This window comes from Nocardioides pinisoli, from assembly GCF_024199985.1.
GTDB classification, from domain to species: Bacteria; Actinomycetota; Actinomycetes; order Propionibacteriales; family Nocardioidaceae; genus Nocardioides; species Nocardioides pinisoli.
In genome coordinates, this window is the sequence record NZ_JANARS010000007.1 from 206,415 (window position 1) to 222,892 (window position 16,478).

Below are 16,478 nucleotides of genomic sequence, written 5' to 3' on the forward strand. Positions count from 1 at the left end.
GGCGTTGCGTCGCGACCTGGCGACTGCTCGGCGGGGCGCGATCGTCTCGTGCGTTGGCGGACTACGGGAGCTTGGACGCGAGGACGTCGGCCGCCAGGATCTCGGGTGCTGCGCCGAGGAGGTGCTGGTTGGCCATCAGGGCTGCGACGATGGCGCCGTTGGCGTGGGCGTCGCGAGCGGCCTCGTCGGGGAATGCATCGAAGATCCAGAAGGTGTCGGCGTGGGTCCTGACCGCGAACCAGACAATCGTTCCTACTTCTTCGTTGGCGAGCGCGACAGCGCCGGCGAGCAGATCGGCGAGCGCGTCGTGCTGTCCATCGGCCGCGACGATCTTGGCGACGAAGGCATACGGAAGTGATGCGGGTGCGGACATGAGGGGTTCTCCTAGGTGTCGAGGTTTCTTGGTGAAGCGAGTTCAGCGTATGACGAGCAAGGGCAGGTGAGAAGTGGCGTATACGGCAGTATTGCTATTGTTCGCGCCATGCGTATCGGACTGATCGCGATCGACGGCTGCTTCGGTTCGGCTGTCGCGTCGGTCATCGACATCGTGCGGGTGGCCGACGGAGCCCGCGGCGATGTCGACCCGCGGATCGACCCGATCGAACTCGCCATCCTCGGACCGAAACGGAGAGTGACCACGACGGCATCGATGACCCTGTCGGTGGACCACCCGCTGTCGGAGTCCGCAGAGTTCGACGTGGTCGTCGTCCCTGCGCTTGGAACCCTCACGGCCGCCGCTACCAACGACGCCCTCCAGGGCCGAGATGCTCGTTCGGTCATCGCCTCGCTCGGGCGCCTCGACGACGCGACCACCCGGATCGCCGCGGCGTGCACCGGCGTGTTCGCTGTCGCCGAGACCGGACGGATGCATCATCGGCGGGCGACGACCAGCTGGTTCCTGGGGCCGGAGTTCCTGAAGCGCTATCCGACCGTCGCCCTCGATCTCGACACCATGGTCGTGGTCGACGGGAACCTCGTCACCGCCGGCGCCGCGTTCGCCCACATCGACCTCGCGCTCTCACTCGTGCGATCGATCAGCCCCGACCTGGCCCAACATGTCGCCAAGCTCCTCATCATCGACGAGCGTCCGTCGCAGGCGGCCTTCGTCGCCTACGAACATCTCCGGCACGAGGACCCGATCGTCGTCGAGTTCGAACGCTTCGTGCGCGCCCACCTGGACGAACCGTTCAACGTCGCCTTCGTCGCGCAGTCGCTCGGCACCAGCCGGCGCACCCTCGAACGACGAGTCCGTGCGGCGCTCAACCTCACTCCGCTCGGTTTCGTCCAACGGCTTCGCATCGAACGAGCTCGGCACCTCTCAGCAACCACGGACCTTACCTCCGCCGAGATCGCGCTACGGGTCGGCTACGCGAACGCCGAGACTCTGCGCTCCCTCCTGCGTAGGGAGCGACGCCGTTCCTGACCTATCGCCATGCCTGCAGCCGGTGTCCTAGTGCTCGACTGGAACCACCTCTCAGCACGTCGCGTCGACGCTCCTGCGTCGCCCCTGGACGACCCACTCGACACGCCCGCAGCACGAGCCATGTGACGTGTCCCGGCTTCCCGGACGGTCGGGGTTGGGTGGCTGTGATGTCGCTGCGTTCTCGTCGAGGGGGTCACCAGACTCGATCAGGGTCGATTGGGATGAGACGCGAAGGCGGTCAGGTCAGGGCGGCCGAAGCCGGCCGGCGGGGTAGCGTCGGTCACGTCGAGGTCTTTCGGATGGATGGCGTAGGAACCTCCATCGTCGGGACGTGACCTCCCAGACACGCGCGGAGAGGACGGCAGCCGTAGTGGCTCGCCCGACGACCCCGGATGGACCGCGCGACGCGGATTACCAGCGAGGTTTCCCGACTCGCGCCGAATGGCACGGGCGGGCGCTGGACCGTGGCCACTTCGTAGCTTTCAGCGGCGGAGGCCTGTTCGGCCCCAACTTGTTCGACCAGGACCGTGCGCTGAACCGGGGGTGGTCAGCCGCCGGCAAGCGTTACCGCGCCTTGGAGAACAGGGCAGTCCGAGCAACTGGCGCAGTGTTGGTCGTCCTCCCGCAGTACACCGACGACAGCGATTTCCCGGCGTTCCTGGACATCGCCGTCATCGACGGCCCGGACGTTGAGGCGGCTCGATTTCGCAATCGCTACGATCTTGCCCCGGATCGGCATGAACTGGTCCTCGACGTGCATCTTGACGGCGCTACCAATGCTCAGATCGGCGGGCTCGGCGAGGAGACGGCAGCGATCTGGATCGAGTCCGAGCTCTGCGGCACGATTGTGGCGCTCGGGGACGCGGAGATGCCGCGTGCGATGGGTAGGCAGGATCTCGACGTCCTCGCGATTGTCGACGACATTCTGGTCGCATTCGAGGTCAAGACCCGCTTCCATTCTCGCTAAGCCGGGCGAACCACCCGCACCGGAGACCTGTACCGGCCTCGGTTGCGGCGGGCCAGCCGCCTTGACGGGCACCGCCAGGGCAGCCAGCCATACGTCGCGAGGCGGCTGAGTGATTACGTAGACACCAATGACGAGGACTATTTGGGTGTTGAGGTCCGCGTCATCGGGGTCGATCTCGTTGGCTTCCTCATTCAGCAGTTCCGCGTCGATGACGGGGGCCGACGAATGACGCCGGTGGCTCCGCCAGCCTCCTGCCGAAACGAAGCCGAAGCGGCCGTTGACCGAATCCATAAGCACCGTGGTCGTCTCTGAGTACCCGGAGGCCCCGATTAGGGGGGCATGCAACACGGTGCGAGAACGTGTACAAGCCCCTCATCGCTCGGCACGCGGCGAACTGAACGTCGATGTGCGACCACGAGCATTGATGGTCACCGGCCTATCTGCGTAGGTGGAAGCAGTGGTCGGCGTTGGGGAGGCGCTCGGTGTCGTAGCGGGGGTCGTGGATGCGGCGGTGGTGCGACACCACGAGCCTCCTTCCGTCGAGCCGACGACGGTCCAGCCCACGCGCACGCGCGGCTGGATGACGGTCGTCGCTCCTGGTGGCCGGAACCGACGGGCAGGGCTGCACGTTGGCGGCCTCGCCTAGGGTCACCGCATGAGAGCCGACGTGGTGGTCGTGGGCGCCGGACTGGCCGGGCTTCGGTGCGCCCAGGTGCTGGCGGCCGCCGGGCGTGACGTGGTGGTCCTCGAGGCCTCCGACGGGGTCGGCGGCCGCATCCGCACCGACCGCGTGGACGGGTTCCTGGTCGACCGCGGCTTCCAGCTGCTCAACCCCGCCTACCCGGCCGTACGCCGCTGGGTGGACGTGGACGCCCTCGGCCTGCAGCCGTTCGGTGCCGGCGTCGCTGCGCGCACCGAGGACGGGCTCGACGTGCTCGGCCACCCGCTCCGCAGCCCCGGGCTCCTCCCGGCCACCCTGCGCACCGCCGCCCGGCGGCCGAGGGAGGTCGCCGCGCTTGCGCGGTGGGCTGCCCCGCTGCTGCGACCGCGTCCCGGACGCGAGCTGTCCGAGGTACTCGCGCAGCGCGCTGACGTCGACCGGCGCACGGCGCTGGATGGCGCCGGGGTCGACGGCCTGCTGCGACGCGTGGTCGACCGCTTCTTCGCCGGGGTGCTGCTCGAGGACGACGGCAGCACCGCTGACCGCTTCGCGCTCCTGCTCACGTGGATGTTCGTCCGCGGGGTGCCCGCGCTGCCGAGGGACGGCATGCAGGCCCTGCCCGAGCAGCTGGCCGCGACGCTGGGCGAACGCGTACGGCTCGGGCAGCCGGTGCGCCGCATCACCGGGTCCTCCGTCGAGACCGACGACGGCACCTGGACCGCCGACCACGTCGTCGTCGCGACGGGCGCGCCGGAGGCGGCCGGGCTCACCGGCGTCCCGGTCCCGGCGACCAAGGGCGTCGTGACCGTGTGGTGGTCGGCGCCCGACGCGCCCGACACCGACCTGCTCCACGTCGACGCCCGCCGGACGCCCACCGGACCGCTCGTCAACACCGCCGTCGTCTCCCGCGCCGCACCGTCCTACGCCCCGCCCGGCCGGCACCTGGTGCAGGGCTCGGCGCTGACTCGCGACGGTGGGGACACCGAGGAGATGCGGCGCCACGCCGGCGACCTGCTGGGGGTCGACCCGCGCGGGTGGGAGGTCGTCGCCCGCCACGACGTCCCGCACGCCCTGCCTGCGCAGCTGGCGCCCTTCAGCAGTGCCCGCCCGGTGCGACACGGCGACCTCGTCGTCTGCGGCGACCATCGCGACACCGGCTCGATCCAGGGTGCGCTCGTCAGCGGGCAACGGGCGGCCGACGACGTGCTGGCGGTGGGCCGATGACGACGGTGGCGGTCGTCGGTGCCGGTCTCTCGGGCGTCGCCTGCGCCCGCGAGCTCCGCGCCGCCGGCATCGACGCCCGGCTCGTCGACCGCGGGCACGTGGCCGGGGGCCGGATGGCGGCCCGCACCCTGTGGGGCCGCCGCGTCGACCTGGGCGCGTCCTACCTCACGGTCGGCGACCCCGGGTTCGCCGCGGTCGTCGACGACTGGGCCGCCCGCGGGCTCGCCCGCGAGTGGACCGACACCTTCACCGCCCTGGAGGACGGCGACGCCGACAGCAAGTCCGGGCCGCTGCGGTGGGGAGCCCCCCACGGCCTGCGGTCGCTCGTCGAGGACCTCGCCGCGGACCTCGGCGTCGAGCGGCGGGAGGTGCGGGCGATCGAGGAGCTGGACGCGGATGTCGTCGTCCTCGCCATGCCCGACCCGCAGGCCCGCCGGCTCGTCGGCGACCACCCGGTCGCGGACGCGCTCGGTCGTGAGTGGGAGCCCGTCATCGCCGTCGCGGCCCGGTGGTCCGAGCGCACCTGGGACGGCGTGAGCCCGACGGGCCGCTTCCACGGCGCCTTCGTCAACGGCGACCCCGACGTGGGCTGGATCGCCGACGACGGCCGGCGCCGCGGCGACGACGCCCCGGTGCTGGTCGCGCACTCGACACCGGAGCTGGCCGCGCACCACCTCGACGACCCGGCGGGAGCGGCGCCCGCCGTGCTGCGGGCGGTGCGGCGGCTGCTCGACCTCGGGGAGCCCGAGGACGTCCACGTCCACCGCTGGACCTTCGCCCGCCCGACGGGGCGGCGCGAGGAGCCCTTCGCCCTCGTCGAGGGCGACCGCCCGGTGGGCGTCTGCGGCGACGGGTGGGGCGAGGCGCCCAAGGTCGAGACCGCGTGGCTGTCGGGCGTACGCCTGGGACGGGCGCTGGTCGCGCGCCTCACGTGAGCTCGAGCAATCCCCGCTCCTCGATGAGGTCGAGCGCCAGGGTGCGGTAGCCCTCGTCCTCGAACAGCACCGTGATCCGGTCCTCCTCGACGTCGGTGACCGTGCCGAGGCCGAACTCCGCGTGCCGCACGGTGCTCTGCACGGCGTAGGGCACGTCGGGCGCCGCCGACTCGTCGGGCGCGAGCCCGGACACGCAGTTGTCGCAGATGCCGCACCGGTCGCGGACCTCCGCGCCGAAGTAGCCGAGCATGAACGCGCTGCGGCACCGGTCGGTCTCGGCATAGGCGCGCATCATCTCCACGCGCGAGGCCTCCAACCGGCGCTGTGCCTCGGCCCGCTCCACGACGGCGTCGACCACCTTGTCGAGGTCGGCGTCGTCGGGCAGGTCGTCCGCCTCGCGGGCGAGGTGCACCAGGTTGACGAGCCGACCGGCCTTCCGAGGGCCGAAGTCGAGCTGCTCGCTCAGCTCGCGCGGGTCGTCGGTGCCCGACGTCCCCATCGCGGTGAGGACAGCGCGTACGTCGCCGCGCCCGGGCACGGGAGTGGCGAAGAAGCGCCCGAGCGAGAGGTCCTCGGCCCGGTAGGCCAGCACCGCCGTCGCGATCGCCCGGTCGCGACCGGCCCGTCCGACCTCCTGCCAGTAGGTGTCCGGCGACTCGGGGACGTCGGCGTGCACGACGAACCGGATGTCGGGCTTGTCGACGCCCATCCCGAAGGCCGAGGTCGCCGCGACCAGCGGCAGCTCGCCCGCCATGAAGCTCTCGTGCACCTCGTCACGCCGGCGCTGGGGTAGCCCGGCGTGGTACGCCGCCGCGTCGTGGCCCCGCTCGAGCAGGGCCGCCGCCACGGACTCGGCGCCCTTGCGGGTCCGGCAGTAGACGACGCCGCTGCCGCGGTCGACCGACAGCTCGTCGACGATCGCGAGGACCCGGTCGCGCTGCTCGTCGGCGTCGGAGAAGCGCTCGACCGTGAGCGCGATGTTGTCGCGCTCGAAGCCGGTGAGCACGATGAGGGCGTCGCGGAGAGCGAGCCGGTCGGCGATGTCCTGCTGCGTGGGCAACGCGGCCGTCGCGGTCATGGCGATGACGCGCGGTGACCCGAGCTGCTCGACGAGCTCGCCGAGGCGCAGGTAGTCGGGGCGGAAGTCGTGCCCCCACGACGAGACGCAGTGCGCCTCGTCGACGGCCACCAGCGCCGGCCCGATGTCGGCGACCTCCGCCAGGACGTCGGGGTTGGCCAGCTGCTCGGGGGAGAGCAGGAGGAAGCGCAGGTCGCCCGCGCTTGCCGCGGCCAGGATCCGGTCGCGCTCCTCGTCCGACTCCGCCGAGCTCAGGCGCGCGGCGGTCAGGCGGGCCTCCTCCAGCGAGGCCACCTGGTCCTGCTGCAGCGCGAGGAGCGGCGAGACGACGACCGTGCAGCCGTCGAGCAGCAGGCCGGCGAGCTGGTAGGCCAGCGACTTGCCCGCCCCGGTCGGGGCGACGAGCAGCACGTCCCGTCCGTCGAGGATCGCCTGCACGGCCTCCTCCTGCCCGGGAAGCAGCTCCCGGTGCCCGAACCAGCGCTCGGCGGCCTCGCGCACCCGTGCGGAATCCTTCGTCACGCGGCAGGAGTACCCGCCGGCCGGCGTCGCTATGAGCCGGGCGTCATGAGCGGTGCGTCACCTCGGCCGGAAGCCCGAGCACATCATCCGCAGGTGCGCGATCGTGCCGTCCCCGCGGTAGTACGCCTGCTGCTCGGCGACGTAGGAGCCCGTCGGCGTGGCCAGGTCGAAGCGATAGCTCACGTGGGACGTGTCGGCCACGTCCGCGCCCTCGGACAGGTCGACGACCCGCTCGATGCGGTCCTCGGGCTCGAACCACGCACCGAACAGCGTCGCCACGACGTCGTCGGGTCCGGTGCCCTCCCAGAGCCGCCCGGGGGTGAGGCCCTTGAAGTCGACGTCGACGGCCAGCACGCCGCGCAGGGCAGCCTCGTCCTTGGCGGCGATCGCGCGGGCCAGTCGGGTGCCCAGGGTGTCGGTCACGGTGCTCTCGTCCACGCGCCCCAGTGTGCGCCCGACCGTCAGGCGGGCGCCAGCACCGCGAGGTCGCGCTCGGCGTAGAGCCGGTGCTCCCACTCCTCGTTGAGGACCACCCGCAAGCAGTCCGCGACGGTCAGGGAGTCGGCGTCGCGGAGGAACGCGGTGGCCGACGAGACCGGGCGTGCGAGCCCGTCGTCGGAGAGGTCCGCGAGCACGTCGGCCACGGTGGCCCGCCGCCCGGCCCGCACCTCGAGCACCTCGTCGAGCGAGGGTCGTACGTCGCGGTCCCACGGGACGCCCTCCACTGCGGGCGCCTCGTCCCACGGCAGGTCGAGCGGGTGCCACGGCTCCGGGTCGGTTAGCACGACGCCGCCGACCCAGCAGGCGTGCGCGAAGCCGAGGTGGCGCAGCGTCTCGACGAAGGACCACTCGCCGTCGACCCGCTCGTGCAGCAGCGTCGGCGGCAGGCCGCGGGCCCGGTCGACCGTCCCGGCCCACAGCCGGTCGAGGGTGTCGAAGGCCTCGCGGAAGCCGTCGGCGTCGGTGGGTCGCATGAGCACCCGCTCCGGCATCCGGCGGTCGAGCTCGGCCTCGACCAGCGGCACCACGTCGACGCCGTTGACGACCAGCCGGCCGAGCTCGCCGTAGATCTCCAGGTCGGGCACCTCGACGCCCGTCATGCGTACGCCGTCGAGGTAGGCCGCCCGCACGCGCACGCGGCTGAGGTCGACGTCGTGGAGCTCGGCGCCGGAGAGGTCGACCCGGCGGAACGTCGAGCCGCTGAGGTCCTGCTCGGTGAAGTCGGTCATCCGGGCAGGCTAGGGGCCGTTGCGGACGATCCGCGACCGGTTCGATGATGGGGCCATGAGCGACGCACCCCGCACGCCCGGCACCGTCGCGGTCCCCGGGGCCGTCCTGTCCTTCGACGTCTTCGGCGACCTCGCCGACGCCACACCAGAGGCCCCGCCGCTGGTGCTCGCCGGCTCGCCGATGGACAGCACCGGCTTCGGCAGCCTCGCCGCCCGGCTCCCCGACCGGGTCCTCGTGCTGACCGACCCGCGCAACGTGGGCCGGAGCACGCGGGAGGACGACACCGCGGCCGTCACCCCCGAGCAGCACGCCGAGGACCTGCACGCGCTCGTCGAGGCGCTCGGCGTGGGCCGGGTGGATCTCTTCGCCTCGTCCGGTGCCGCGGTCAACGCGCTCTTCCTCGTCGCCGCGCACCCCGACGACGTACGCCTCCTGGTGGCGCACGAGCCTCCGATGGCCCCGCTCCTGCCCGACGGCGACGCCATCGTGAGGGCGTGCGACGACCTGGTTGCGGCCTACGACGCCGACGGCATCGGACCCGGGATGGCCCGCTTCATCAGCCTTGTGATGCACCGCGGTGAGTGGACGGGCGACGAACCCGTCCCGGACCCGGCGGTCTTCGGCCTGCCCACGGAGGACGACGGCTCGCGCAACGACGGCCTCATGGCCAACATGCGCGGCGGAGGGTGCTCCCGCGTCCCCGACCTCGAGGCGGTCCGGGCCGCTCCCACCCGGGTCGTCGTCGGCGTGGGGGAGGAGTCCGGGGGGCCGGACGACGGCGAGATCGCCGGACGGGCCGGCTACGCCGTGGCGCGCGAGCTCGGCGTCGAGCCGGTCGTCTTCCCCGGCGGGCACAACGGCTTCCTGGGCGGCGAGTACGGCCAGACCGGTAGGCCGGACGAGTTCGCCGCCCGGCTGCGCGAGGTGCTCGCTACCAGGTGAGCTCGATCTCGACCTCGTTGTCCTCGCCGAGCTCCACCTCCACCTTGAGCCGCACCTCGTCCGGCACGGCCACCGTGACGCGGCCGCCCGCGCGGGAGAACTCCACGGAGTTGTGCTTGGCGAGCGAGTCGGCGAGGGCGCGGAGCCGGGCCGCCGCCTCCTCGCGGGTCATCGTCTGGGTCTCGTCCATCTCGAACAGGTCCATGGACCGAATCTAGTGCCGGACGCCAACCGGCTACAGCCCCAGCATGCGCCCGATGATCTCCTTCTGGATCTCGGTCGTGCCGCCGTAGATCGTCTGGATCCGCGAGTCGGTGTAGGCCTTGGAGATCGGGTACTCGTCCATGTAGCCGTAGCCACCGTGGAGCTGCACGCCGGCGTCGACGACGCGCTTCTGCAGCTCGGTGGTCCACCACTTCGCCATGGACGCCAGCGCGGTGTCGACCTGTCCGGCGTTGAGCCGTAGCACGCAGTCGTTGATGAAGACCCGCGCGATGTGCGCCTCGGTGGCCATCTCGGCGAGCACGAAGCGGTTGTGCTGGAACTTTCCGATCGGCCTGCCGAAGGCCTCGCGCTCCTTGGCGTAGGCCAGGCACAGGTCGAGGACGTGCTCGATCGCGGCGACGGCGATGCAGCCGATCGAGATGCGCTCCTGCGGCAGGTTCTCCATCAGCGACACGAAGCCCGAGCCCTCCGGGCCGAGGAGGTTCGCCTTCGGCACCCGGACGTCGGTGAAGGACAGCTCCGCGGTGTCCTGGGCGTGCAGCCCCATCTTGGCGAGGTTGCGCCCGCGCTCGAAGCCCTCCATGCCGCGCTCGACGACCAGCAGCGAGATGCCCTGGTGCCCGGCCTCGGGGTCGGTCCGGCACACCACCACCACGAGGTCGGACAGGATGCCGTTGGAGATGAAGGTCTTCGAGCCGTTGAGGACGTAGTGGTCGCCCACGTCGACGGCGGTCGTCCGGATGCCCTGGAGGTCCGAGCCGGCGCCCGGCTCGGTCATCGCGATGGCGGTGACGAGGTCGCCCGAGACGCAGCCGGGCAGCCAGCGCCGCTTCTGCTCCTCGGTCCCGAGCGTGGAGATGTAGGGGACGATGATGTCGGTGTGCACGGCGAAGCCCGGGCCCGAGGCGCCGGCCCGCGCGGACTCCTCGGCGAGCACCATGTTGTAGCGGAAGTCCTTGATCCCCGGCCCGCCGTAGGCCTCGTCGACGTCGAAGCACAGCAGCCCGCGCTCGCCGGCCTTGCGCCAGACCTCGCGGTCCACGACGCCCGCCTGCTCCCAGGCGGCGTGGTGCGGCGCGACCTCCTTCTCGAAGAAGGCGCGCGCCACGGCGCGGAAGTCCTCGTGCTCCTGCTCGAGGATGCTGGGGCGGTCAGGCATGGGATCCCTCTCGGTGGGTGGGTGCGTTGAGGTGGTCGAGCATGGACAGCGGGCCGAGGTCCTCGAGCCGGTGGCCGTGCGGGTAGGTGGTCGGCCGGTGGACGTACGCCGTCCGGCGCGGGGGAGCCAGGCGCAGCAGCCGGCCGCGCGTCCTCAGCCCGCCGCGCACGGCTCGGACGAACCACGCCGGCTGGCGCGGCAGGCCGAGGGCGTCGCGCAGCGGCTCGTCCATGACCGCGATCGTGACCCGCCGCAGCAGCGGGCGCAGCGGGGCCGGCGCGAGGTCCCGGGCGATGCGGATCGACGCCTCGGCGAGCCGGGTGGCGGCCGGGGTGTGGGCGAAGTGCCGGCGCTCGTAGTCGAGGAGCAGCGCCAGGTAGCCGTCGTACGTCGTCGGCAGGCCCTTGAGCCCCATCAGCTCGCCGAAGCGGGTGGTCACCTTCGTGATCGCGGCGAGCTCGACCGGGTCGAGCCGCCGCCAGCCGTAGGCTTCGATCCACCGGACCGGGCCGACGATCGTCGTGGCGAGGACGTAGGCGAGCTCGTGGTCGGGGATGTCGTAGTGGCCGTGGATGCGGTTGAGCCGGCGCAGCGCGGCGTGCGAGCGCGGGGAGTCGATGCCGTCGAGGGTGGCCTCGTCGCCGATCAGGATCGTGTCGTCGTAGCGCTTGGTGCCGTGGTCCTCGAACTCGCGCGTGCGGTCGAGGAGGGCGGCGATCGACGGGACGCCGTAGTCGCGCATGAAGGCGATGCCGGTGCCCTGCGTGTAGTCCCAGGGGAACTCGTGGCGCGCGGTCAGCCGCAGGATCTCGTCGTGGTCGACCTCCGGGTCCAGCGACTGGATCCGGCGGAGGTTGGCGTAGCGACCCGGGGCGTGCACGGCCTCAGGACACCCATTCCTTCACCTGGGCCACCGTCGCCGCGGGGTCCTCGCTGACGGGCGTGATGTTGAGGTCGGTGACGCCGGCCTCGCGGAAGGCGGCGATGCGCTCCTTGACGTAGGACGCCGGGCCGACGAGGTTGGCCGCCTCGAGCCACTCGGTGGGGACGAGCGCCGCCGCGTCGCGCTTCTTCCCGGAGAGGTAGAGGTCCTGGATCTCCTCGGCCTCCTTCTCGTAGCCGTAGGCGCGGGCGACGTCGTTGTAGAAGTTCTTGCCCCGGGCGCCCATGCCGCCGACGTAGAGGGCGAAGACGGGGCGGGCGAGGTCGAGCAGCGCCTTGGTCTCCGGGCCTTCGCCGATCGCCACCATGCCGCCGGCCATCACCTGCAGCGGGCCGAGCCCGTCCTGTCGCTTGGCGTTGCCGGCCGCCAGCGCGTCGCCCCACACGACGTGCGCCTTCTCGGGGTGGAAGAGGTGGGGGATCCACCCGTCGGCGATCTCGGCGGTCTGCTCGACGTTCTTCGGGCCCAGCGCGGCGATCCAGATCGGGATGGTGTCGCGCTCGGGCCGGGTCAGCAGCTTGAGCGGCTTGCCGAGCCCGGTGACCGCGCCGTGCTCCTTGTCGAGCGGCAGGTGGAACTCGCCGTCGGCGGACAGCGACTCGCGCCGCAGCCCGCTGCGGATGATCTCGACGACCTCGGCGGTGCGCGCCATCGGCCGGCGGTAGGGCACGCCGTGGAAGCCCTCGATCACCTGCGGCCCGCTCACGCCCAGGCCCAGGATCGCGCGCCCCTGGCTGACGTTGTCGAGCCCGGCCGCCGTCTGGAGCAGGGCGCCCGGCGTGCGGGAGTAGATGTTGAGGATGCCCGAGCCGATCTCCACGGTCTCGGTCTTCGCCGCCAGGTAGCCCATCAGGGTCGGCGCGTCGAAGCCGTAGGCCTCCGCGACCCACACGCTGTCGAGGCCCGCTTGCTCGAGCGCGACCACGTCGTCGGCCGCCTTGCGCGGGTTGCCGTCGTACATCAGCAGGGTGGCGAGGCGCATGCGGCAATCGTGACAGTGGCACTGTCACGATGGCAAGGGTGCTTGGCCGCTCAGCCCTCGACGTACGTCGATCCGGCGAGCACGGCGGCCACGGCCTCGGACCGCGGCGGGGTGCCGAGCATGGTGGCGGTGACGAAGTCGGCGGCGTAGGACTCGAAGGCGCGCGCGTGCCGGAGCATCGCGTGCCGGCCGCCGGGGATGGTCACGTAGCCGACCGGGGTGGTGGTCTCGAGGCGACGGGCCAGCTCCGCCGAGCGCGTGGGCAGCGCGATGCGGTCCTCGCCACCGTGCACGACGAGGACCTGCGTGTCGCGCAGGCCGACCCGGTCGGTCGGCAGCACCCAGGGATTCAGCGCCACGACGCTGCGCACCTGCGGGTCGTTGCCGGCCAGGAGCGCGGCCCGACCGCCGAGCGAGTGGCCGACGAGGGCGACCGGCAGGTCGCCGTGCTCCTCGGTGACGCGCTCGAGGGCCCACGCGACGTCCATGACGGGCGTCGTCCGGGAGTCCCAGCCGCGGTGGGTGTTGAGCAGGCGGTGGACCGCGAGCCGCGACCTGCCCGCGAAGGCGATGCGCTGCGCCAGGGGCACCATGCGCAGCACCGAGAGCTGTGCCGGGCTGACCATCGCCCGGTCGCCGCGACCGGCCCCGCCGTGCAGGACCAGGACGATCCCCTCGGGGTCTCGCCCCCTGCGGACGGGGACCAGCCGGGCACCGGTCATCAGGACAGGCCGGGGATCCGCGCGCTCAGTCCCTCAAGGACGGTGGTGGGACGCTGCTCCTCGCCCGCCTGCGCGCTGACCACGACGAGGGCTCCGGTCAGGGCCGGGACCGCCCACTGCAGCAGGCGCAGCTGGCGCTGAGCAGAGGCGACGTCGTCCGGCGTGCGAGTCGACGGCTCGGTGCCCGACTCGGCAGGCACGTCGGTGTGCTCCGACACCCGTCGACCCAGGACGCGGCTGTAGGCGGTCACGCCGAGTGCCGCCGCCGTGAGCGCGGTCTTGAGCATCACAGTGCGCGTGGCGCCCTTCTGCGCCGCGACGCGGCCGGCGTCGCTGCTCAGCATCCCGATGCTGCCGACGAGGTGGGCGGCGATGGCGCCGGCGTTGACCGGGGTCCACCTGTCCCACCCGACGTTGGCGACGGCGCCCGTCCGGTCCGGCGCGTCGGCCTGGGCCGCGGCCGGGTTGAGGGCCGTGGCGTTCGCGAGGGTCCCGCCGAACCAGGCGGCCAGGCCGACGTCGTGGAGCGAGCGGGACAGGGTGTTCGTGGACATGAGGTCCTCCGATTGCGGGGGTGACGTGCTGACCCCGGTCCGTACCCGACGAGGCGGGGGCTATGCCCTCCTCAGCGGCCCAGGTCGGGCACGACCTCCGCGCCCGGCAGGTCCGCGAGCGCGCGCCCGGGCACCAGCAGCTTGGAGCGTCGTACGCCGCTGCCGACCACGACGACGGGCTCCTCGAGCAGCGCCTCGTGCACCAGCACCCGCCAGCCGTCCGGGAGCCCGATCGGAGTGATGCCGCCGTAGGCCATGCCGGTCTCCTCGACCGCGCGGTCCATCGGCAGGAACGACGCCTTGCGCACGTCGAGCATCTTGCGGACCAGGGTGTTGACGTCGGCGCGGGTGTCGGCGCGGACCACGCACGCAGCGATCCGCTCGTCGCCGGCCCGGGCCCCGGCCACGACGACGCAGTTGCCGCTCGCCGTCATCGGGATGTCGTAGGCCTCGCTCATCGCCGCGGTGTCGGCGAGGTCCGGGTCGATCTCGACGACCGCCACCTCCGCCGCGCCGGGCCACCCGGCGAGGGCGGCGGCGACGGGAGCGGCGACCAGGTCGGCGTGCTCGGTCGCGGGCAGGGACGTCAGGGACGGGAAGCTCGGGAGCGTCACGCGGTCATCATGCGGCATTCACCCTGAGGCCGCCCGCCGGTCGCGCGGGCCCTGCAGCGTGGAGCCATGACGGTGACCCGCGAGGCGCCCCAGGTCAGGGAGGTCTCGACCTCGTCGTTGGTCCTCACTCCCGCCGTGGTCGCGCACCGCGGCGCCAGCGGGCACCGTCCCGAGCACACTCTCGAGGCCTACCGGACCGCCATCCGGATGGGCGTCGACGACATCGAGCTCGACCTCGTCGCCACTCGCGACGGGGTGCTCGTGGCGCGCCACGACCTCGAGCTCAGCGCGACGACGGACGTCGCCGAACGTCCCGGGCTGGCCCACCTGCGCCGCACGCTCGTCGTCGACGGGGTGGAGCAGCAGGGCTGGTTCGTCCAGGACCTCACGATCGCGCAGCTCAAGACGCTCGCCGCGCGGGAGCGGATGCCCGGCACCCGGCCCGGCAACACGGCGTACGACGGCGTGGAGGGCGTCCCGACGCTGACCGAGGTGCTGGCGACGGTCCGTGCGGAGTCGGCCCGGCGCGGCCGCCCGGTGGGGGTGGCGCTGGAGCTGAAGCACGCCGCCCACCACGACGCCGTCGGGCTGCCCCTCGACGTGCCCCTGCTGCGCGAGCTCGCCCGCCAGGGCCTCGACCACCCCTGGGCCCGGGTGACGCTGATGTCGTTCGAGGCCCCGGTCCTCCGCCGCCTGGCCGCGCGCACCCGGCTGCCGGTCGTGCGGCTCCTCGACCGTGGGCACCGCCTGACGTCCGAGGAGCTCGACGACATCGACGACTACGCCGACGGCCTCGGCGTCCACACGTCGCTCGTGCTGCCCCGCGACGCCGGTGGGGCGGTCGGAGCGCCGTCGTCCCTCGTCCGCGACGCGCACCGCCGCGGCCTCACGGTGCACGTGTGGACCGTGCGTGCGGAGAACCGCTTCCTGCCGACCGACCTGCGCCGCGGCACCGCGCCCGACGCGCTCGGCGACATGGCGGGGGAGGTGCGGGCGCTGCTGGCCGCCGGGGTCGACGGGATCATCACCGACCACCCCGAGCAGGCGCTGGCCGTGCTCCGCGAGCGCCCGGTGCCCGCCGTCGGCTGAGGGTTCACGAGGCGTTCACCGCCCCGACCGCGGGCCGCCGTGCCGTCCCGGTTGGCTCGTCGCATGACCTCTCGGAAGACCCCCCACCTGCGCGGCGTCGCCACGACCGCCGCCCTCGCCCTGGCCGCCTCCCTGGCCGCCGTCACCACGTCCGCGCCCGCCGGCGCGGCCCCGGCCGCCGCCGCCGAGCCGTCGCTCGTCGAGCCGGTCCTGATCGGCCACCGCGGCGCGTCGGGCTACCGGCCCGAGCACACCCTTGCCGCCTACGAGCTCGCCATCGAGCAGGGCGCCGACTACATCGAGCCCGACCTCGTCTCCACCCGCGACGGCGTCCTCGTCGCCCGCCACGAGAACGAGATCGGCGGCACCACCGACGTCGCCGACCACCCCGAGTTCGCCGACCGCCGCACCACCAAGGTCATCGACGGACGCCCGGTCACCGGCTGGTTCACCGAGGACTTCACCTACCGGGAGCTGCGCACGCTGCGCGCGAAGGAGCGGCTCCCGCAGGTGCGGCCCGACAACACGGCGTACGACGGCGAGGAGCGGATCCCGACCCTCGACCAGGTCATCAAGCTGGCCCGCCGTGAGGGCGTCGGCGTCTACCCCGAGACCAAGCACCCGACCTACTTCGACTCCATCGGCCTCTCGCTGGAGGAGCCGCTCGTCGCGGCGCTGGAGAAGCGGAAGTGGGCCGACGCGGACGACCCCGTGATCATCCAGTCCTTCGAGGTCACCAACCTCCGCGACCTCGACACGATGGTCGACGTGCCGCTCGCCCAGCTGGTGGACGCCTCGGGCGGACCCGCCGACCTGCCCGGCACGACGTACGCCTCGATGGTGACCCCGGCGGGCCTGGCCGCGATCGCGACCTACGCCGACGGGGTGGGTGCGGCGAAGAACGTGGTGCTGCCTCGCGACGCCGCCGGCCGGACGGGCGCACCGTCGTCGCTGGTGCCGGACGCCCACGACGAGGGCCTCGTCGTGCACGTGTGGACCCTGCGCCGCGAGAACCAGTTCATGGCGACGAACTTCCGCCTCGGCACCGACCCGGACGCGCCCGGCGACCTGGCCGCGGAGGCCCGCGCCTTCCTCGACGCCGGGGTCGACGGGATCTTCAGCGACAACCCGGACGTGGTCGCCCAGGTGATGGACGAGACCACCTCCCAGGAGTGACAGGCAGGGCCTCGCACCGGCGTACGCTCGCC

Annotated in this window: 18 protein-coding genes; 6 read left to right on the top strand and 12 right to left on the bottom strand. The window is 72.7% G+C overall.

Annotation, left to right across the window (positions count from 1 at the left end):
• Nucleotides 1-61: 61 nt before the first annotated feature.
• The gene (locus NCI01_RS16960; RefSeq protein ID WP_035904877.1) at nucleotides 62-373 is read right to left on the bottom strand and encodes a putative quinol monooxygenase; all 312 of its coding nucleotides are present in this window, start codon (nucleotides 371-373) and stop codon (nucleotides 62-64) included.
• Between the two features lie 108 nt (nucleotides 374-481).
• Here NCI01_RS16960 and NCI01_RS16965 point away from each other — a divergent pair, with 108 nt between their 5' ends.
• Nucleotides 482-1,423: a GlxA family transcriptional regulator gene (locus tag NCI01_RS16965; protein ID WP_254182669.1), complete on the top strand. Its 942-nt coding sequence runs from the start codon at nucleotides 482-484 to the stop codon at nucleotides 1,421-1,423.
• Between the two features lie 547 nt (nucleotides 1,424-1,970).
• Here NCI01_RS16965 and NCI01_RS16970 read toward each other — a convergent pair.
• Entirely contained in the window at nucleotides 1,971-2,687 is a 717-nt protein-coding gene (locus NCI01_RS16970; protein WP_254182670.1) for a hypothetical protein, read from the bottom strand.
• 358 nt (nucleotides 2,688-3,045) lie between these two features.
• On the opposite strand from NCI01_RS16970, the gene NCI01_RS16975 reads away from it, so the two are divergent.
• A complete protein-coding gene (locus tag NCI01_RS16975; protein ID WP_254182671.1) occupies nucleotides 3,046-4,275 on the top strand; it encodes an NAD(P)/FAD-dependent oxidoreductase in 1,230 nt (409 codons plus the stop codon).
• Nucleotides 4,272-5,210 carry an NAD(P)/FAD-dependent oxidoreductase gene (locus NCI01_RS16980; protein ID WP_254182672.1) on the top strand — a complete coding sequence of 313 codons (939 nt, stop codon included), beginning with the start codon at nucleotides 4,272-4,274 and terminating at the stop codon, nucleotides 5,208-5,210. The genes NCI01_RS16975 and NCI01_RS16980 overlap by 4 nt, the downstream gene beginning before the upstream one ends.
• Here NCI01_RS16980 and NCI01_RS22820 read toward each other — a convergent pair.
• Genes NCI01_RS22820 through NCI01_RS16995 form a run of 3 tightly spaced genes read right to left on the bottom strand, consistent with a single transcriptional unit; the run spans nucleotide 5,203 to nucleotide 8,039 of the window.
• On the bottom strand, nucleotides 5,203-6,810 hold the full coding sequence (locus tag NCI01_RS22820; RefSeq protein ID WP_254182673.1) for a RecQ family ATP-dependent DNA helicase: 1,608 nt from the start codon (nucleotides 6,808-6,810) through the stop codon (nucleotides 5,203-5,205). The two genes, NCI01_RS16980 and NCI01_RS22820, sit on opposite strands and share 8 nt — an antisense overlap.
• Nucleotides 6,811-6,867: 57 nt before the next feature.
• Complete coding sequence (locus NCI01_RS16990) at nucleotides 6,868-7,248, bottom strand: hypothetical protein (RefSeq protein ID WP_254182674.1); 381 nt, start codon at nucleotides 7,246-7,248, stop codon at nucleotides 6,868-6,870.
• A 23-nt stretch (nucleotides 7,249-7,271) separates the two neighbouring features.
• Nucleotides 7,272-8,039 carry a DinB family protein gene (locus NCI01_RS16995; RefSeq protein ID WP_254182675.1) on the bottom strand — a complete coding sequence of 256 codons (768 nt, stop codon included), beginning with the start codon at nucleotides 8,037-8,039 and terminating at the stop codon, nucleotides 7,272-7,274.
• 55 nt (nucleotides 8,040-8,094) lie between these two features.
• Between NCI01_RS16995 and NCI01_RS17000 the strand changes: the two genes are divergently transcribed.
• Nucleotides 8,095-8,982 carry an alpha/beta fold hydrolase gene (locus tag NCI01_RS17000; RefSeq protein ID WP_254182676.1) on the top strand — a complete coding sequence of 296 codons (888 nt, stop codon included), beginning with the start codon at nucleotides 8,095-8,097 and terminating at the stop codon, nucleotides 8,980-8,982.
• On the opposite strand, the gene NCI01_RS17005 is transcribed toward NCI01_RS17000, so the two are convergent.
• From NCI01_RS17005 to NCI01_RS17035, 7 genes are all read right to left on the bottom strand, one after another.
• Entirely contained in the window at nucleotides 8,972-9,187 is a 216-nt protein-coding gene (locus NCI01_RS17005; protein WP_254182677.1) for an amphi-Trp domain-containing protein, read from the bottom strand. The two genes, NCI01_RS17000 and NCI01_RS17005, sit on opposite strands and share 11 nt — an antisense overlap.
• Before the next feature lie 30 nt (nucleotides 9,188-9,217).
• Nucleotides 9,218-10,366, bottom strand: a complete 1,149-nt coding sequence (locus NCI01_RS17010; RefSeq protein WP_254182678.1) for an acyl-CoA dehydrogenase family protein — start codon at nucleotides 10,364-10,366, stop codon at nucleotides 9,218-9,220.
• A complete protein-coding gene (locus NCI01_RS17015; RefSeq protein WP_254182679.1) occupies nucleotides 10,359-11,246 on the bottom strand; it encodes an oxygenase MpaB family protein in 888 nt (295 codons plus the stop codon). Before NCI01_RS17015 ends, NCI01_RS17010 begins: the two co-directional genes overlap by 8 nt.
• A 4-nt stretch (nucleotides 11,247-11,250) precedes the next feature.
• Nucleotides 11,251-12,291 carry an LLM class F420-dependent oxidoreductase gene (locus NCI01_RS17020; protein ID WP_254182680.1) on the bottom strand — a complete coding sequence of 347 codons (1,041 nt, stop codon included), beginning with the start codon at nucleotides 12,289-12,291 and terminating at the stop codon, nucleotides 11,251-11,253.
• Between the two features lie 50 nt (nucleotides 12,292-12,341).
• Nucleotides 12,342-13,013, bottom strand: a complete 672-nt coding sequence (locus NCI01_RS17025) for an alpha/beta hydrolase (protein WP_254182681.1) — start codon at nucleotides 13,011-13,013, stop codon at nucleotides 12,342-12,344.
• Nucleotides 13,013-13,567, bottom strand: a complete 555-nt coding sequence (locus tag NCI01_RS17030) for a hypothetical protein (RefSeq protein WP_254182682.1) — start codon at nucleotides 13,565-13,567, stop codon at nucleotides 13,013-13,015. Before NCI01_RS17030 ends, NCI01_RS17025 begins: the two co-directional genes overlap by 1 nt.
• A gap of 71 nt (nucleotides 13,568-13,638) precedes the next feature.
• On the bottom strand, nucleotides 13,639-14,181 hold the full coding sequence (locus tag NCI01_RS17035; protein ID WP_254182683.1) for a YbaK/EbsC family protein: 543 nt from the start codon (nucleotides 14,179-14,181) through the stop codon (nucleotides 13,639-13,641).
• A gap of 66 nt (nucleotides 14,182-14,247) precedes the next feature.
• Here NCI01_RS17035 and NCI01_RS17040 point away from each other — a divergent pair, with 66 nt between their 5' ends.
• A complete protein-coding gene (locus NCI01_RS17040) occupies nucleotides 14,248-15,270 on the top strand; it encodes a glycerophosphodiester phosphodiesterase family protein (RefSeq protein ID WP_254182684.1) in 1,023 nt (340 codons plus the stop codon).
• A 63-nt stretch (nucleotides 15,271-15,333) separates the two neighbouring features.
• Entirely contained in the window at nucleotides 15,334-16,446 is a 1,113-nt protein-coding gene (locus NCI01_RS17045) for a glycerophosphodiester phosphodiesterase (RefSeq protein WP_254182685.1), read from the top strand.
• The last annotated feature ends 32 nt before the right edge of the window (nucleotides 16,447-16,478 follow it).